Origin of the sequence: Bradyrhizobium shewense, assembly GCF_900094605.1 — a bacterium.
GTDB classification, from domain to species: domain Bacteria; phylum Pseudomonadota; class Alphaproteobacteria; order Rhizobiales; family Xanthobacteraceae; genus Bradyrhizobium; species Bradyrhizobium shewense.
In genome coordinates this window covers 110,220-127,193 of the sequence record NZ_FMAI01000004.1, presented here as the reverse complement: position 1 = coordinate 127,193, position 16,974 = coordinate 110,220, and the positions used below count along the sequence as shown (strand labels likewise).

12 protein-coding genes and 1 pseudogene are annotated in these 16,974 nt (G+C 64.8%); 12 read left to right on the top strand and 1 reads right to left on the bottom strand.

Features of this window, described 5'->3' with window-relative positions:
- Positions 1–156 precede the first annotated feature (156 nt).
- The 3 genes from GA0061098_RS09775 (at position 157) to GA0061098_RS09765 (ending at position 2,073) form a co-directional block, all read left to right on the top strand.
- A complete protein-coding gene (locus tag GA0061098_RS09775) occupies positions 157–402 on the top strand; it encodes a hypothetical protein (RefSeq protein ID WP_091956132.1) in 246 nt (81 codons plus the stop codon).
- 122 nt (positions 403–524) lie between these two features.
- A complete protein-coding gene (locus GA0061098_RS09770; RefSeq protein ID WP_028141758.1) occupies positions 525–779 on the top strand; it encodes a hypothetical protein in 255 nt (84 codons plus the stop codon).
- Between the two features lie 127 nt (positions 780–906).
- Positions 907–2,073, top strand: a complete 1,167-nt coding sequence (locus GA0061098_RS09765; protein WP_091956131.1) for a winged helix-turn-helix domain-containing protein — start codon at positions 907–909, stop codon at positions 2,071–2,073.
- 89 nt (positions 2,074–2,162) lie between these two features.
- Here GA0061098_RS09765 and GA0061098_RS09760 read toward each other — a convergent pair whose 3' ends face one another.
- Positions 2,163–2,609 (bottom strand): ribosomal maturation YjgA family protein, encoded by a 447-nt coding sequence (locus tag GA0061098_RS09760; RefSeq protein WP_165637266.1) that lies wholly within the window; start codon positions 2,607–2,609, stop codon positions 2,163–2,165.
- Positions 2,610–2,687: 78 nt separating this feature from the next.
- Between GA0061098_RS09760 and GA0061098_RS09755 the strand changes: the two genes are divergently transcribed.
- From GA0061098_RS09755 to GA0061098_RS09715, 9 genes and pseudogenes are all read left to right on the top strand, one after another.
- On the top strand, positions 2,688–4,031 hold the full coding sequence (locus GA0061098_RS09755; protein WP_091956129.1) for an MFS transporter: 1,344 nt from the start codon (positions 2,688–2,690) through the stop codon (positions 4,029–4,031).
- 269 nt (positions 4,032–4,300) lie between these two features.
- Positions 4,301–5,407: an efflux RND transporter periplasmic adaptor subunit gene (locus tag GA0061098_RS09750; protein WP_091956128.1), complete on the top strand. Its 1,107-nt coding sequence runs from the start codon at positions 4,301–4,303 to the stop codon at positions 5,405–5,407.
- 220 nt (positions 5,408–5,627) lie between these two features.
- Positions 5,628–8,765 (top strand): efflux RND transporter permease subunit, encoded by a 3,138-nt coding sequence (locus tag GA0061098_RS09745; RefSeq protein ID WP_091956127.1) that lies wholly within the window; start codon positions 5,628–5,630, stop codon positions 8,763–8,765.
- Between the two features lie 34 nt (positions 8,766–8,799).
- On the top strand, positions 8,800–9,399 hold the full coding sequence (locus GA0061098_RS09740; protein ID WP_091956126.1) for a TetR/AcrR family transcriptional regulator: 600 nt from the start codon (positions 8,800–8,802) through the stop codon (positions 9,397–9,399).
- A 135-nt stretch (positions 9,400–9,534) separates the two neighbouring features.
- A complete protein-coding gene (locus GA0061098_RS09735) occupies positions 9,535–10,158 on the top strand; it encodes a flavin reductase family protein (protein ID WP_091956354.1) in 624 nt (207 codons plus the stop codon).
- Positions 10,159–10,437: 279 nt separating this feature from the next.
- On the top strand, positions 10,438–12,705 hold the full coding sequence (locus tag GA0061098_RS09730; RefSeq protein WP_165637265.1) for an acyl-CoA dehydrogenase: 2,268 nt from the start codon (positions 10,438–10,440) through the stop codon (positions 12,703–12,705).
- Entirely contained in the window at positions 12,705–13,988 is a 1,284-nt protein-coding gene (locus GA0061098_RS09725; RefSeq protein ID WP_091956124.1) for an acetyl-CoA C-acetyltransferase, read from the top strand. Before GA0061098_RS09730 ends, GA0061098_RS09725 begins: the two co-directional genes overlap by 1 nt.
- Positions 13,989–13,990: 2 nt before the next feature.
- A complete protein-coding gene (locus GA0061098_RS09720) occupies positions 13,991–16,087 on the top strand; it encodes a 3-hydroxyacyl-CoA dehydrogenase NAD-binding domain-containing protein (RefSeq protein ID WP_165637264.1) in 2,097 nt (698 codons plus the stop codon).
- Positions 15,981–16,769: pseudogene (locus GA0061098_RS09715) on the top strand (fatty acid desaturase CarF family protein); the annotation flags it as partial. The gene GA0061098_RS09720 and the pseudogene GA0061098_RS09715, both read left to right, overlap by 107 nt.
- Positions 16,770–16,974 lie beyond the last annotated feature (205 nt).

Genomic DNA, 16,974 nt, shown 5'->3' with positions numbered 1-16,974 from the left:
ACAAGAAATCGGCCAGATGCGCGCCTAGCAGGACGTTGTCCCCGCCAATCTACGAATGAAGGAGCCGAGTTCCGTCCAGTGCCGAGGCCAAGTGACTATCAGCGTGACTACTTCAATCGCAGCGGCCCGCCGGATCGGACAGTGTCCCTGAGCTCAATGCCCATCTATATCGGTGCGGCCATGATCGCGGTGGCCATCCTGCTGTCGACGCTGATCACGGGGCTGACCTCCCGTTATGTCGGACTTGAAGCGCCGACCGACGAGAACGTGTGGCTGGTCGACCGCCTCACCGGGAGCGTCTATCGCTGTCAGGCGGAGGGGCGCGGCAAGGCCCTGTGCGAGCCGGATGTCGCCACCGGAAGCCTCGGGGACCGGCCCAAGACCCCGAAGGATGGCCGCTAGGCCCTCCGCCTTCGCACCGCAGCAAGAAAATTGTCTTCTCCGCGAAACGTCAGCGCGCGAGAGAATACGTAATTGCGAAGGCCGGCATGACGCCGGTTTTGTTTTACGGAGGAGACTTTTCCATGAAGATCTTGCTCACGTCTGCAGCCTTTGTCGCGTTCACCCTTTCGCTGTCCCCCGCGTCCGCCGCGATGATGGCGTGCACCAAGGACAACATGATGAAGTCCGCAGCCATGATGGGCGGTACGCCCGACACGCCGGCCAAGATGGCGGCGAACAAGGAAATGGCCATGGCCAACACCGACATGAGCAACGGCAAGATGAAGAGCGCCTGCATGCACTATATGAAGTCGCAGAAGGCGATGACGATGAAGTAGGCGCGAGGCGCGCCGCATCCGGCCGCGCTGTCAGCAGATGGCAGCGCGGTTTTTTTGACTGCTGCCTCGAGGTCTTCTTTTTCTTCTTCTTTTTCTTGGCGCGAATCCCGCTACATTCCTCCCCGCAATGTCACGCGCGCCCAAACCGCTCCACCTCACCACGACACAGGCCCGGCAGATCTGGCTGGATGCCCAGCGGCTGGATGAGCGCGCCCCGTTCGGCGAGGGAGCGCAGGCCGTCGCGGACGCGGTCGCTCATCTCGGCTATGTGCAGATCGACACCATCAACGTCATCGAGCGCTGCCATCACCACATCCTGTTCAGCCGTATCCCGTCCTACCGGCGCGCCGATTTGCGCCACGCCCAGAGCGTCGACAGAAGCGTGTTCGAGTATTGGACGCACGCGCTTTCCTACGTACCCGCCGGCGACTTCCGCTTCTTCCTGCCGGCGATGCGCGAGCACTGCCGCGAAGGGCACAAATGGTTCGCCTCGGTGAAGCCTGCCGACACGCGCAAGGTGATGCGGCTGGTGCGCGCCGCGCCGCTGACGATCCGCGACATCGAGGACGACGTGCTCACCGAGAAGGAGCATCTGTGGCAGAGCCGCAAGCCCTCGAAGCGGGCCCTACAGCTCGCCTTCTATACCGGCGCCGTGACCATCAGCAAGCGGCAGGGCATGCTCAAGACCTATGAGCTGATGACGCGGCATTTCGGCTGGGACACGCTGCCGAGGCCGGCGTCGGCCAGGGAGATTACGACCTATCTGCTCGACCGCGCGCTGCGGTCGCAGGGCGTGGTGAGTCTGGATTCGATCTGCCACCTCGACGCGCCGCGCAAGAAGGCGGTGGCCGGCCTGATCGCCTCCCGCGTCCGCTGCGGCGAGCTCGCGCCTGTTGTGATCGACGGCGCCGGCAAGCAGGAGCATTGGGCAGCGCCGGCCGCGCTCGAGGTGAACGGCGAGGCGGTCTCGCCTGATCTCGTCCACATCCTCTCGCCGTTCGATCCCCTGATCATCCAGCGCAAGCGCACCAGTCTCATCTTCGGCTACAACCACCTGTTCGAGGCCTATGTGCCGAAGGCCAAACGCAAGCTCGGCTATTTTGCGCTGCCGGTGCTGGTCGGCGACGAGATCGTCGCCGCGCTCGATTTGAAGACCGACCGGCAGGCGAAGAAGCTGCTGATGCAGAAATGGACCTGGGTCGGGCAGGGCAAGAAGACGGTGGGGCGCAAGGAGCTCAAGCAAAAGATCGAAGAGGAGCTCGATCGCTTCGAGCGGTTTCAATTGGCGGAGTGAATCTGGCCGCCATGTTGTCGCTCTCGTAGGGTGGGCAAAGCGAAGCGTGCCCACGTCTTGCCTATTGATGAGAAGACGTGGGCACGGCGCTAGGGCGCCTTTGCCCACCCTACGAGACCGCGCATCTTGCCAACTCGATCGATCCAAGCGCCGAACGCAATCCCGACCGCATACGCCACCAGATTCCACAGTGAGAAGATGCGCCCGAGCAGCAGTGCGCCGGCCGTCGTCAGCCGGAACGCATCGAGCCAGGGCGTATGCACCAGTCGGGAAAATTCGACCACCACCGCGATGACCAAGGCGATGGCCGCGAGCCCGCTCCGCGACAGCCGCGGCATCAGAACCCCGACCAGCAGAAACACCATCGTCGCCCACAACAGCGAGCCGCCGTATTTCACGACGAAGGCGGGCAGGCCGAGCGGAAAGCCGTACCAGCGCAGCGACAGCCCGCAGACGATCACCGCGAGCGCGAGGGCGGCGCGGATCAGCGATGTCCGTAACAGCGCAACAGGTTTATCCGGCTGCGTCCCGTGCATTGCTCGCTCCATTGACTCTTTGGCCGCGATGCTGAAAACCGCAACCAGCCCATAAAAGCAACAACCCTGGGGGAAGCCATGAGCCAGACCACGACCTATGCCGGTTCCGCGGGCGCGGCCAAGAGCTTTAACAAGTCGGAAATCGAGACCTCGACGATCCGCGCCATCTCCTGGCGCTTGATCCCGTTCCTGGTGCTGGCCTACTTCTTCTCCTATCTCGACCGCGTCAATCTCGGCTTCGCCGCTCTGACCATGAATGCGGAGCTGAAGTTCACGCCGCTCATCTTCTCCTGGGGCGCCGGCATCTTCTTCTTCGGCTATTTCATCTTCGAGGTCCCGAGCAATCTGGCGCTGGAGAAGTTCGGCGCGAGCCGCTGGATCGCCCGCATCATGGTGACCTGGGGCATCATCTCGGCCCTGATGGCGCTCGTCAGCGGCGTCACGAGCTTCTATGTCCTGCGCTTCCTGCTCGGCGTCGCCGAGGCCGGCTTCTTCCCCGGCATCATCCTCTATCTCACCTATTGGTATCCGGCCGAATATCGCGCCCGCTTCCTGGCGGCCTTCGCCATCGCCGTGCCGGTCTCGACCGTGATCGGTGCGCCGATCTCCGGCCTGTTGCTCGGGCTCGACGGTGCGATGGGCCTGAAGGGCTGGCAGTGGCTCTTCATCATCGAGGGCATCCCTTCCGTGCTACTCGGCATCGTCACCTGGTTCTATCTCACCGACAAGCCGGAGAAGGCGGATTGGCTGTCGGCCGAGCAGAAGGCGTGGCTGAAGGTGAAGCTCGATTCGGAAATCGCCGCCAAGCAGGCGGTGAAGCATTTCTCGCTCGGCGAAGCGCTGTCCTCGCCCAAGGTGATCGCGCTCAGCCTGATCTATTTCGGCTTCGTCGGTGCGCTCTACGGCATGCAGTTCTGGCTGCCGCAGATCGTCAAGGCGTTCGGGCTGACAAACGCGCAGACCGGCTTCGTCACCGCGATCCCGTATCTGTTCGGCACCATCGCCATGATCCTGTGGGCGCGGCACTCCGATGCCACGCGCGAGCGCGTGAAGCATGTCGGCGCGCCGCTGCTGCTCACCGCCGTTGCGCTCGCCGTCTCCAGCTACCTCACCGATCCCACCATGACGATGGTGGTGCTGACGGTCGCCGCGATCGGCGTGTTCTGCTGCTTCGGTGTGTTCTGGACCCTGCCGACCGCCTGGCTCTCCGGCACCGCGGCCGCCGGCGCCATCGCCCTGATCAACTCGATCGGCAACCTCGCCGGCTTCGGCGGGCCATACCTGATCGGCTGGGTCAAGGAAGCCACCGGCCAGACCTCGACCGGCTTGCTGGTGCTCGCCGTGCTGCCCCTGATCGCTGGCATCCTGGTGTTCGTCGGGGGCCATGACAGCAAGCACGAGTTTGCCGAGCACGGGCGGTAGAGGCGAGCAAACGGTCCCGTAGGTGGGCAAAGCGTAGCGTGCCCACCAAACCGTCATTGTGATCCTCAACTGAGAGATCGTGGGCACGGTGCTACGCGCCTTTGCCCACCCTACGATATCAGCCCGCCCTCCGATCACACCTCCCTGGCAATGGTCCTCCCCATCTCACCACCCCTTAACGATCACGCATTCCTGATGATTGACGATTATTGACTTTTATCAGTGATTAGTCGACATTCCTCTCATTCGAGATGCAGGAGTGTCCTTCGATGTTCGTCCGGTCGGTTTTGTCGAGCTATTCCAGGCTGTTGGCAGGTGTGTCGTTGGCCCTGATGGCGGCTGGCCTAGCCGGGTGCAATGACACCGTCGCCGAGAAGGCCGAGCCGCCGCGGCCGGTTCTGGTCGCAACCGCACATTATGATGCCGAAACCCCCGAGCGCAGCTTCGTCGGCACCATCCGGCCTCGGATCGAGAGCGATCTCGGCTTCCGCGTTGCCGGCAAGGTCGCCAAGCGCCTCGTGGAAGTCGGCCAGACCGTCGAAATCGGCCAGCCGCTCGCCACGCTCGACGAGGTCGACCTGAAGCTCCAGGCCGAGCAATCCGTCGCCGAGCAGACCGCCGCGACCGGCGTGCTGGCCCAGGCCGCCGCTGCCGAGCAGCGCGCCAAGGATCTGAAGGCCAAGGGCTGGACCACCGACGCGCAGCTGGATTCGAGCCGGGCATCCGCCGATGAGGCCCGCGCGCGCCTCGATCGTGCTGTCCGCTCGGTCGAACTGACCAAGAATTCCCTTTCCTACGCGACGCTCGTTGCCGACGCCCGAGGCGTCGTCACCGCAACGCTGATCGAGCCCGGCCAGGTGGTTTCCGCGGGCCAGGCTTCGATCCGTGTCGCCCGCTTTGCCGAAAAGGAAGCGGTCGTCGCGATCCCTGAGACGCTGGTCGGACGCGCCAAGTTGGGCGTCGCCAGCGTCACTCTTTGGTCGGAGCCGGACAAGAAGTATACGGCCAAGCTGCGCGAGATCGCGCCGACGGCCGATCCGGCCACGCGCACTTATCTTGCAAAGTTCTCGCTGCCGGAGGCCGACGACAAGGTCGCGCTCGGCATGACCGCGACGCTGACGCTGTCGGACGCCGCCACCGAGCGCGTCGCGCGGCTGCCGCTGTCGGCCTTGTTCAACGAAGGCGGCAAGCCCTCCTTCTACGTCGTCGACGACAACGGTGCGCTCACGCTGAAGCCGGTGGCGGTGAAGTCCTACGAGAGCAACGACGTCGTCATCACCGGTGGTGTGGAAGAGGGCGCCAAGATCGTCGCCCTCGGTGTGCAGAAGCTCGATCCGGCCCAGCGGGTGCGGGTCGTGTCGTCATTGTCGTTTTGATCCGTCATTCCGGGTTCGCCCTGCGGGCGCCGCGGAATGACAAGAGAGCGAGTTACGTCGTGTGAGGTGAGTTTCGGCCTTTGTCCCTAAGCAGAGGCTGAAGCGGCGAAGCGATCCAGAATCTGCCCAGCCCCCTGGATTGCTTCGCTGCCTCGCGATGACGGCCTGAACAGAGTGGCTGTCGTTTTTTGGCAATTGGATCGTCTTTTCGGAGAGAGCGATGAAGCGCTTCAACCTTTCGGCCTGGGCCGTCAGCCATCCGACGCTGGTTCTCTTCCTGATGCTCGTGCTCGGCGTCGCCGGCTTCTTCTCCTATGAGAAGCTCGGCCGCGCCGAGGATCCGTTCTTCACGGTGAAGGTGGTCAACGTCTCCGTGCTCTGGCCGGGCGCGACCGCGCAGGAGATGCAGGCCCAGGTCGCCGATCCCATCGAGAAGAAGATCCAGGAGCTGCCCTATTTCGAGAAGGTGCAGACCTACTCCAAGCCCGGTTTCACCGCGCTCCAGGTCACCTTCCGCGACTCCACGCCGCCGAAGGACGTGCCTTACCTGTTCTATCTTCTGCGCAAGAAGCTGGTCGACGTGCAGGGCCAGCTGCCCTCCGGGATCCTCGGGCCCGTCGTCAATGACGAGTTCTCCGACGTCGATTCCATCCTCTACATGATGACCGGCGACGGCGCCGACTATGCCCAGCTCAAGAAGGTCTCCGAAGGCTTCCGCCAGCGCCTCCTGAAGGTGCCCGGCGTGACCAAGGTCGACGTCTACGGCAACCAGGATGAGCGCATCTTCGTCGAGTTCTCCCACGCCAAGCTCGCCACCCTCGGCATCACCCCGCAGGCGCTGTTCGATTCGCTCGCCAAGCAGAACAACGTGACGCCGGCCGGCACGGTCGAAACCTCCTCGCAACGCGTGCCGCTGCGCGTCACCGGCGCGCTCGACGGTGCCAAGGCCGTCGCCGAGACGCCGGTCGAGAGCAACGGCCGCGTGTTCCGCCTCGGTGACATCGCCACCGTCACTCATGGCTATGTCGATCCGCCCAGCTTCGTCGTCCGTCAGGAAGGCAAGGCTGCGATCGGCATCGGTGTCGTCACCGCCAAGGGTGCCAACATCCTCGAGCTCGGCAAGGAGGTCGAGAAGGCGACGGCCGAGTTCATGAAGGCGGTGCCGCAGGGCGTCGACGTCAAGCTGATTGCCGACCAGCCCAAGGTGGTCGAGCACGCCGTCGGCGAGTTCGTGCACTCCTTCATGGAAGCCCTCGTCATCGTGCTGTTCGTTTCGTTCCTGGCGCTCGGCTGGCGCACCGGCATCGTGGTCGCGCTGTCGGTGCCGTTGGTGCTCGGCATCGTCTTCGTCGTCATGAACATGATGTCGCTCGACCTGCACCGCATCACGCTGGGTGCGCTGATCATCGCGCTCGGCCTGCTCGTCGACGACGCCATCATCGCGGTCGAGATGATGGTGGTGAAGATGGAGCAGGGCTGGGACCGCATGCGCGCGGCGTCTTTTGCCTGGGAATCTACCGCGTTTCCGATGCTCACGGGAACGCTGGTCACGGCCGCTGGCTTCCTCCCCATCGGCTTTGCCAATTCCGCCGTCGGCGAATATGCCGGCAGCATCTTCTGGATCGTGGCGATCGCGCTGGTCGCCTCCTGGTTCGTGGCGGTGATCTTCACGCCCTATATCGGCGTCAAGCTGCTGCCGGAGATGAAGGCGCATCACAACCACGATCCGCACGCGGTCTACGAGACCCGCATGTATCGGGGCCTGCGCGCCATCGTGCAATGGTGCGTCAATCACCGCATCACCGTGGTGGTCGCGACCGTCGGCGTCTTCATCGCCTCGGTCGTCGGCTTCGGCCATGTCCAACAGCAGTTCTTCCCGCTGTCGGAGCGGCCCGAGCTGTTCTTCCAGCTGCGCCTGCCTGAGGGCACCGCGTTCAACGTCACCGAAAAGGCGGTGAAGAAGGCCGAGACGCTGCTGAAGGACGACAAGGACATCGAGACCTATACGTCCTATGTCGGCCAGGGTTCGCCGCGCTTCTGGCTCGGCCTCAATCCGCAGTTGCCGAACGAGGCCTTTGCCGAGATCGTTATCGTCGCCAAGGGCGTGGAGGGGCGCGAGCGCGTCAAGGCCAAGATCGAGAACGCAGTTGCGGACGGCATGCTGTCCGAGGCGCGCGTCCGCGTCGACCGCTTCAACTTCGGCCCGCCGGTCGGTTTCCCCGTGCAGTTCCGCGTGATCGGCCCCGACGCCAACAAGGTGCGCGAGATCGCCTATCAGGTCCGCGACGTCATGCGGCAGAACAAGAGCGTCAAGGATGTCCAGCTCGACTGGAACGAGCAGTCGCCCTACCTCAAGCTCGTCGTCGATCAGGACCGCGCCCGCGCCATGGGCCTGACCCCGCAGGACGTGTCCCAGGCGCTCGCGATGCTGATCTCGGGCTCGCAGGTCACGACCGTGCGCGACGGCATCGAGAAGGTCGGCGTGGTTGCCCGTGCGATCCCGTCTGAGCGCCTCGACCTCGGCGGCGTCGGTGATCTCACCATCACCTCGCGCAATGGCGTTGCCGTGCCGCTGCAGCAGATCGCCAAGATCGAGTATGCCCATGAGGAGCCGATCATGTGGCGGCGCAACCGCGACATGGCCATCACCGTGCGCTCCGACGTCGTCGACGGCGTGCAGGCGCCGGACGTCACGGGCCAGATCACGCCGAAGCTGAAGGCGATCAAGGACCACCTCGAGCCGGCCTACCGGATCGAGGCGGGCGGCGCGTTCGAGGAATCCGCCAAGGGCAACGCCTCGATCTTCGTCCTCTTCCCGCTGATGGTCATGGTGATGCTGACGCTGCTGATGATCCAGCTGCAGAGCTTCTCACGCCTGATCCTGGTGTTCCTGACCGCGCCGCTCGGCATCGTCGGCGCCTCCTTCGGGCTCAACGTCGCCAATGCGCCGTTCGGCTTCGTGGCGCTGCTCGGCCTGATCGCGCTCGCCGGCATGATCATGCGCAACACGGTCATCCTGGTCGACCAGATCGAGACCGACGTCTCGCATGGCCTGACCCGGCGCGAGGCGATCGTGGAGGCAACCGTCCGCCGCGCCCGTCCGGTGGTGCTGACGGCGCTCGCCGCCATCCTCGCCATGATCCCGCTGTCGCGCTCGGCCTTCTGGGGCCCGATGGCGATCACGATCATGGGCGGTCTGTTCGTCGCGACCTTCCTGACGCTGCTGTACCTGCCGGGCCTCTACGCGCTGTGGTTCAGGAAGAGCCTGGACGAGGCGGGTACCCCCGAGCAGCCTGCCGCGCCGCAGCATGGGAGCAATGACCCGCACGCAATTCCGCTTGCTGAAGCGGCTGAATAAGTGAGATGAAGTGCTGATTGACGAGTCCTGACAGATGACACTGATTGCGGAACATATCGAAGGCGACACCCGGGATCGTATTCTCGAGGTGGCCGAGCGGCTGTTCCGCCAGATCGGCTACCAGAAGACCACGGTCGGGGACATCGCCAAGGAGCTCAGGATGAGCCCCGCCAACGTCTATCGCTTCTTCGAATCGAAGAAGGCGATCCATCAGGCGGTGGCGCAGGGCCTGATGGGCGAGGTCGAGCTCGAGGCGCAGCGGATCGTGGCGAGGCCTGGTCCGGTCAAGGAGCGTTTCCGGGAGCTGCTCACCACCATCCATCGCATGAACACCGAGCGCTATGTCGGCGACAACAAGCTGCACGAGATGGTCGCGATCGCGATGGAGGAGGACTGGGACGTCTGCGTCGCCCATATGGAGTGCATTGCCGGGGTGATCGGCCAGATGATCGCGCAAGGCGTTGCCTCCGGCGAGTTCGAGGCGCCGGACCTCCAGCTGGCCTCGCTGTGCGCCTGCACCGCGATGATACGCTTCTTCCACCCCCAGATGATCGCCCAGTGCGCCACCAAGCCGGGCCCGACCATCGACCAGATGATCGATTTCGTCATCGCGGGTCTGTCGCCGCGCCACTGACGGGCGGGGGCGTTTGCTCCTATAAGCACGATTGCCGTCATTCCGGGGCGGTCCGCAGGACCGAACCCGGAATCTCGAGATTCCGGGTTCGATGCTTTGCATCGCCCCGGAATGACGGAGCGGAGAAGCAAGCGCGTGACCGACAAAGACCTGTACTTCTACGAGCCCTCCAAGGGCCACGGCCTCAAGCATGATCCCTTCAACGCCATCATCGCGCCGCGGCCGATCGGCTGGATCTCCTCGCGCGACACCAAGGGCCACGTCAATCTCGCGCCCTACAGCTTCTTCAATGCGTTCTGCTACGTGCCGCCGATCATCGGCTTCTCCTCCACCAACTGGAAGGACTCGGTCGAGAACATCCAGCAGACCGACGAGTTCGTCTGGAATCTCGCCACCATGGACCTCGCCAAACACATGAACGCGACCGCCGCGCATGTTGCCCCTGAGGTCGACGAATTCGAGATCGCGGGCCTCACCGCCGTGCCCGGCAAGCTCGTCAACGTGCCACGCGTCGGCGAAAGCCCGGTCGCCTTCGAATGCAAGGTGTCCGACATCGTCCGCCTCAAGGGCGCCGACGGCAAGGAGGCCGATGCCTGGCTGACGCTGGGCGAGGTCGTCGCCGTCCATATCGACAAGGCCATGATCAAGGACGGCGTCTACCAGACCGCCGCCGCCCGCCCGATCGTCCGCGCCGGCCGCCGCGGCGACTATTTCGAGATCAAGCCGGAAAACATGTTCGAAATGGTGCGGCCGGATTAGGCCGGCCTCTCTCTCCGCCGTCATTCCGGGGCGACGCGTAGCGTCGAGCCCGGAATCCATAACCACCATCGGGAGTATGGATTCCGGGCCCACGCTTCGCGTGCCCCGGAATGACGCTGGGGGATATTGCGCCCATTCCCCTCCCGGAACTGCCGCCGCACCCTGGCCGTTATGGTCCGGGGGCGCTTGGCCGCGTCAATGTCGCAGGCGAAGTCTTCACCGCCGCCGGCCGCTTTCCGCTAAAATGCCCGACAACCGCGCCGATGCATGAGGTCCGCCATGAGCTTCCGCCGCGACAAAATCACAAAACCGATCTTCTCCTGGGCCCGCGGCGTGCTGCCGGCGATGTCCGACACCGAGCGTGAGGCGCTGGAAGCTGGCGATGTCTGGTGGGATGCCGATCTGTTCACCGGCAACCCTGATTGGTCGAAGCTGCTGAAAATTGCGCCGGCCAAATTGACCGACGAGGAGCGGGCCTTCCTCGACGGTCCCGTCGACGAGCTCTGCGCCATGCTCGACGAATGGAAGATCTTCTGGGAATGGCGCGACCTGCCGCCGGACGTCTGGCACTTCGTCAAGCACGAAAAATTCTTCGGCATGATCATTCCGAAGGAGTTCGGCGGCCTCGGCTTCTCGCCCTATGCCCATTCGGAAGTGGTGCGCAAGATCTCGACCCGCTCGATCGCCGCTGCGGTGACGGTCATGGTGCCGAACTCGCTCGGGCCGGGCGAGCTCCTGATGCGCTTCGGCACGAAGGAGCAGCAGCAGCGCTGGCTGCCGCGCCTTGCCGACGGCCGCGACATTCCGTGCTTCGGCCTCACCAGCCCGGAAGCCGGTTCCGACGCGGCTTCGATGGTCGACACCGGCATCATCTGCAAGGGCACCTTCGAGGACCGCGAGGTCGTCGGTCTCAGGCTCAATTGGCACAAGCGCTACATCACGCTCGGCCCTGTCGCGACGCTGCTGGGCCTCGCCTTCAAGGCCTATGATCCCGACCACCTCGTGGGCGACCAGGAGGAGCTCGGCATCACCGTGGCCCTGATCCCGACCCATCTGCCCGGCGTCGAGATCGGCCATCGCCATCTGCCGTCGATGCAGGTGTTTCAGAACGGTCCGAACCGGGGCCGCGACGTCTTCATTCCGCTCGACTACGTCATCGGCGGCAAGGAGCGGCTGGGGCAAGGCTGGAAGATGCTGATGACCGCGCTCGCCGCCGGCCGCGGCATCTCGCTGCCGTCGCTCTCTGCTGCGGGTGCCGCCTACGCCGCGCGCACCACCGGTGCGTATGCCCGCATCCGCGAGCAGTTCGGCATCTCCATCTCGAAATTCGAAGGTGTCGAGGAGCCGCTCGCGCGCATCGTCGCGACCGCCTACCAGCTGGATGCGGCGCGGCGGCTGACCTGCGCGGCACTGAATGTCGGCGTTCATCCTGCCGTCATCTCCGGCATCATGAAGCTGCACGCCACCGAGCGGATGCGCACCGCGATCGACGACGCCATGGACATCCATGGCGGCAAGGCCGTGATCGACGGTCCGCAAAACTATCTCGGCAATCTGCACCGCGCCGTTCCGGTTGGGATCACGGTCGAGGGCGCCAACATCCTGACCCGCAATCTCATCGTGTTCGGGCAGGGCGCCATCCGGGCGCATCCCTACCTGCTCAACGAGATGAACGCGCTGGCCGATACCGATCGCGAGCGCGGGCTCACCGCGTTCGACAAGGCGTTCTGGAAACATGTCGGCCATAGCCTCCGTACCTTGTTCCGTGCCTTCGGTCGGAGCTGGACCTTTGGCGCCTTTGCGATGGCGCCCGATGCGGGCGATGCCACGCCGTTCTATCGCCAGCTCTCGCGCTACTCCGCTGCGTTTGCGCTCTGCGCCGACATGGCATTGCTGACCCTAGGCGGCGCGCTGAAGCGCAAGGAGATGCTGTCGGCGCGTTTCGGCGACATTCTCTCCGAGCTGTACCTGCTCTCGGCGGCGCTGAAGCGGTGGCAGGACGAGGGCCGTCAGAAGGAGGACTTTGCCGCGCTGGAATGGTGCATGGCGACCGGCTTCAAGACCATCGAGAACCGGCTGGCCGAAATCCTGGCCAATCTGCCCAACCGCTTTGTTGCCGGCTTCCTCAAGCTCGTGGTCCAGCCGTTCGGCGCCCGCGTGCTCGGCCCCTCCGACCGCGTCGTGCACCAATGCGCTGCCATCGTGCTGGAGCCCTCGGCCGCGCGCGAGCGCCTCACGCCGGATCTCGCCCATGTCGATGACGACGGCGGCTTTGCCCGGCTGGAGCGCGCGTTCCTGCTGGTCACAAGCACCGATGCCATCGCCAAGCGCATGCGCGCCGCGCGTATCCGCGACTGGAAGGACGCTGTCACCAAGGGCGTGATCACGCAGGCCGAGGGCGAGCAGCTTGCGTCCGCTCATGAAGCCGTCACAAAAGTGATCGAGGTCGACGATTTTGCGCCGGAGGCACTGTCGCCGATTTACAAGAAAACCGTCAATGTGCATCAGTTCTTCCAGGAACTCGGTGAACAGAGGGCGGCGAGCTGATGGCACGACCGGTATTCATCGTCGACGGCAGCCGGACGCCGTTCCTGAAGGCGCGTTCGGGGCCGGGGCCGTTCACGCCGGTCGATCTCGCCGTGCAATGCGGACGGCCGCTCTTGGCGCGCCAGCCGTTTGCGGCTGACAGCTTCGACCAGCTCATCCTCGGCTGCGTCAACGTCATCGCCGACGAGATGAACCCGGCCCGCGTCGCCGCGCTCCGGCTCGGCATGGGCGAGGACATGGTCGCCTTCACCGTCCAGATCAATTGCGGCTCCGGCATGCAGTCGATCGACACCGCCTACCGCTATATCCGCGAAGGTCATGCCGATATGATTTTGGCGGGAGGTACCGAGGCACTGAGCCACGCGCCGCTGGTTTGGCCGAACTCCGGCGTGCGCTGGTTCGCCGGCCTTGCCACCGCCAGGGGCATGGCCGCGAAGCTCGCCGCTGCCTTCAAGCTGCGTCCGCGCGACCTGAAGCCGATCATCGGCCTCGAGCGTGGGCTGACCGATCCCGTCACCGATCTGAACATGGGCCAGACCGCCGAAGTCGTCGGCCATCTCTTCGGCATTACGCGCGCACAGTCGGACGCCTATGCTGCCGAGAGCCATCGCCGGCTCGCGCATGCGCAAGGCGCGGGCTATCTGAAGGGCGAAGTCGAGACCGCGTTTTCCCGCGACGGTAAATTCTTCGACCATGATGACGGCGTGCGTCCGGACTCGACGGCGGAGACGCTGGCAAAGCTGAAGCCGGTGTTCGAGCGCCCGTGGGGACAAGTCACCGCCGGCAATTCCTCGCAGATCACCGATGGCGCGTCCTGGGTGATCCTCGCCTCCGACACAGCCGTCGCAAAGCACAGGCTGACACCGAAGGCCGCGATCGTCGATAGCCACTGGGCCGCGCTCGATCCCAGCATCATGGGGCTCGGGCCGGTGATGTCGGCAACACCATTACTACAGCGCAACGGCCTCACCATCACGGACGTCGAGACCTGGGAGCTCAACGAAGCCTTCGCCACGCAGGTGCTCGGCTGCCTCGCCGCCTGGAACGACGATAAATTCTGCCGGGAGATTCTCGGGCTCGACGGCGCCGCCGGCGAGATCGATCGCGAAAAACTTAATGTCGATGGCGGCGCGATCTCGCTCGGCCATCCCGTCGGCACCTCCGGCAACCGCATCGTGCTGCATCTCGTCAACGCGATGAAACGGCTCGGCGCGCGGCGCGGAATTGCCACCGAGTGCATTGGCGGCGGGCTCGGCGGCGCCATGCTGATCGAGGCGGTGTGACCATGGATTCCAGGATCATGACCGTGCTCGGTGACCGTGTGCTCGAATTCGGCCCCAAGCCCGCGACGGACAGTCCGTACAGGCACTTCAAGCTGACGCGCGATCGAGACGGCGTCGCCTGGCTGCTGTTCGACCGCGCCGATGCCAGCGCCAACACGCTGTCCTCGGATGTGATGGAGGAGTTCGACGCCGTGCTCGCGGCGATCGAGACCGAACGCCCGGCCGGCCTTGTGATCCGCTCGGCAAAACCGTCCGGCTTCATCGCCGGCGCCGACGTCAATGAATTCCGCGGCGCTGATGATCCCGAGATGGTGGAGACGCGCATCCGCGCCGCGCACGCGGTGGTCGATCATCTGGAGGCCTTGAAGCTACCAACGGTCGCGGTCATCCACGGCTTCTGCCTTGGCGGCGGGCTCGAGGTTGCGCTGGCCTGCCAGTCGCGCATCGCCATCGACGGTGCGCGCTTCGGCTTCCCGGAGGTGATGCTCGGCCTGCATCCCGGCCTCGGCGGCACCGCGCGTTTCACTGCGCTGGTCAATCCCACCCAGTCGATGGCGCTGATGCTGACCGGTCGTACCATCGACGCGCGCCGCGCCAGATCGCTCGGCCTCGTCGATACCGTGACGCAGGAGCGCCATGTCCGAGGCGCGGTGAAGGACGCACTGTTCGGCCGGCTGAAGCGGGCCAAGCCCGGCCTGCTCGCGCGTGCAGCCAATTTTGGCTTCGTGCGTGGTCTCCTGGCCAGGCGCATGCGCGCGGAGGCGGCGAAGGCCGCGTCCCGCGAGCACTATCCCGCGCCTTACGCGCTGATTGATCTCTGGGAGACCCATGGCGGCAGCAAGGCCGCGATGCTGAAGGCGGAGCAGGCCTCCTTCGCCAAGCTGATGGTGACGCCGACCGCCCAGAACCTGATCCGAGTCTTCTTCCTGCGCGAGCAGATGAAGAAGGCGGCCGGCAGCGACAACATCATCAAGCACGTCCATGTCATCGGCGCCGGCGCCATGGGCGGCGATATCGCGGCCTGGTGTGCAGGGCAGGGACTGCGCGTCTCGCTCGCCGACATGAAAGCCGAGCCGGTCGCAGGCGCGGTCAAGCGCGCCGCCGAACTCTACGGCAAGATCATCCGCAAGCCGACCGAGGTGCGCGACGCGCTCGATCGTCTGATCCCTGATATGGACGGCGAGGGCGTTCGTAACGCCGATCTCATCATCGAGGCGGTGCCGGAAAAGCTCGAGCTGAAGCAGAAGGTCTATGCCGGCCTCGAGCCGCGCATGAAGCCGGGCGCGATCCTTGCCACCAACACGTCGAGCATCCCGCTTCAGGATCTGCGCACCACGCTGGCGCGACCGGAGCGGCTGGTCGGCCTGCATTTCTTCAATCCGGTGTCGCGGCTACAATTGGTCGAAGTTGTCAGCCATGACGGCAACGAACCGCAGGTGCTGAAAGACGCGCTCGCCTTCGTCGGCGCCATCGACCGGCTGCCGCTGCCCGTGAAGAGCTCGCCCGGCTTCCTCGTCAACCGCGCGCTGACGCCCTACATGCTCGAAGCCATGGTGATGCTGGACGAGAAGATCGACCAGCGTCTGATTGACGCCGCGGCCGAGCAGTTCGGCATGCCAATGGGACCGATCGAGCTCGCGGATCAGGTCGGGCTCGACATCTGCCTCGACGTCGGCGACATGCTGCGCACCAAGTTCGGCGATCTCCTGCCGCCGACGCCGGCCTGGCTGCGCGACAAGGTCGCCAAGGGCGAGCTCGGCCGCAAGACCGGCAAGGGTTTCTACACCTGGAAGGACGGCAAGGCGGAGAAGGCACCGCTCCCCGAGACCGGTCCGCGCGTCACCGATCAGATGATCGACCGCCTGGTGCTGCCGATGTCCAATGTCTGCGTTGCGGCGCTGCGTGAAGGCATCGTCGACGATCCTGATGCGGTCGACGGCGCCATGATCTTCGGCACGGGTTATGCGCCGTTCCGCGGCGGTCCTTTGAACTATGCCCGCACGCGCGGCGTGGAGAATGTCGTGTCCACCTTGCGCGGGCTCGCCGAGCGATTCGGCGGACGTTTCGCGCCGGATGCGGGCTGGGACAGTTTGCAATAGGGGGCCGTCGGTAGAAAGATGCTATCATGGGTGGTGGAGCCCGTGGGGAGTATCGCCGATGCCGACGATCCCGTTCTTCAAGCAAGCGACCCTGCGCGAGATCATCATCACGCGGCTATGCTGCGGGGCCGATATCGTCGTGATCCTTTGTTGCGGAGGCTATCTCGTCGGGCGTTATCCCGCGGTGGGATTGCGCTGGCCGTGGTTGATCGTGGCGCTCCTGGCCGGATATTTCCTCGCTGACCTGTTTTCAGGGCTGGTGCATTGGGTGGTCGACACCTGGCTCGACGAGGGGATGCTCGGCCGCGGCATCGCGATCACGCGGGAGCATCACACCCACCCCGGCCACGTTTTGCTCTACGGATTCCTCGACCAGGCGTCTCTCGGTGCGGCGCCGAGCGCGGCGGTGGTCGGAGTCGCGGCCACCGTCACGGCGTTGTTTCCGGTTTCCGCGCTCACCTATGCGCTGATGATCGTCTGGTTCGTGATCGCGACCTGCATGCTGTTTGGCATGAGCTTTCACAATCTCGCGCACCGGCCGGTCCGCCCGCTGCTCCTGCGCATGGCGCAACGGCTGCATCTGGTCTGCTCACCCGAGCATCATTGGTGTCATCACCGTGACCACACCATTCGCTATTGTGTCATCAATGGATGGGCCAATTATCCGTGCGACCGTCTCCGGCTATGGAGCAGGCTGGAACGGCTGGTAACGGCAACGACCGGACGCGCGCCGCGGGCCGACGATGCGGAGTGGCAACGCAAACTGAACGATACCGGAATCTTCGTCGGGTCGCCGCGGCCGATTGGATAGCGCGAGCTTGCCTCGTGTCGATGTTGCGCAAGGCGCCGCGGCTTTGTATCCAGAGCCGAGAGCCGCGGGAGATCAA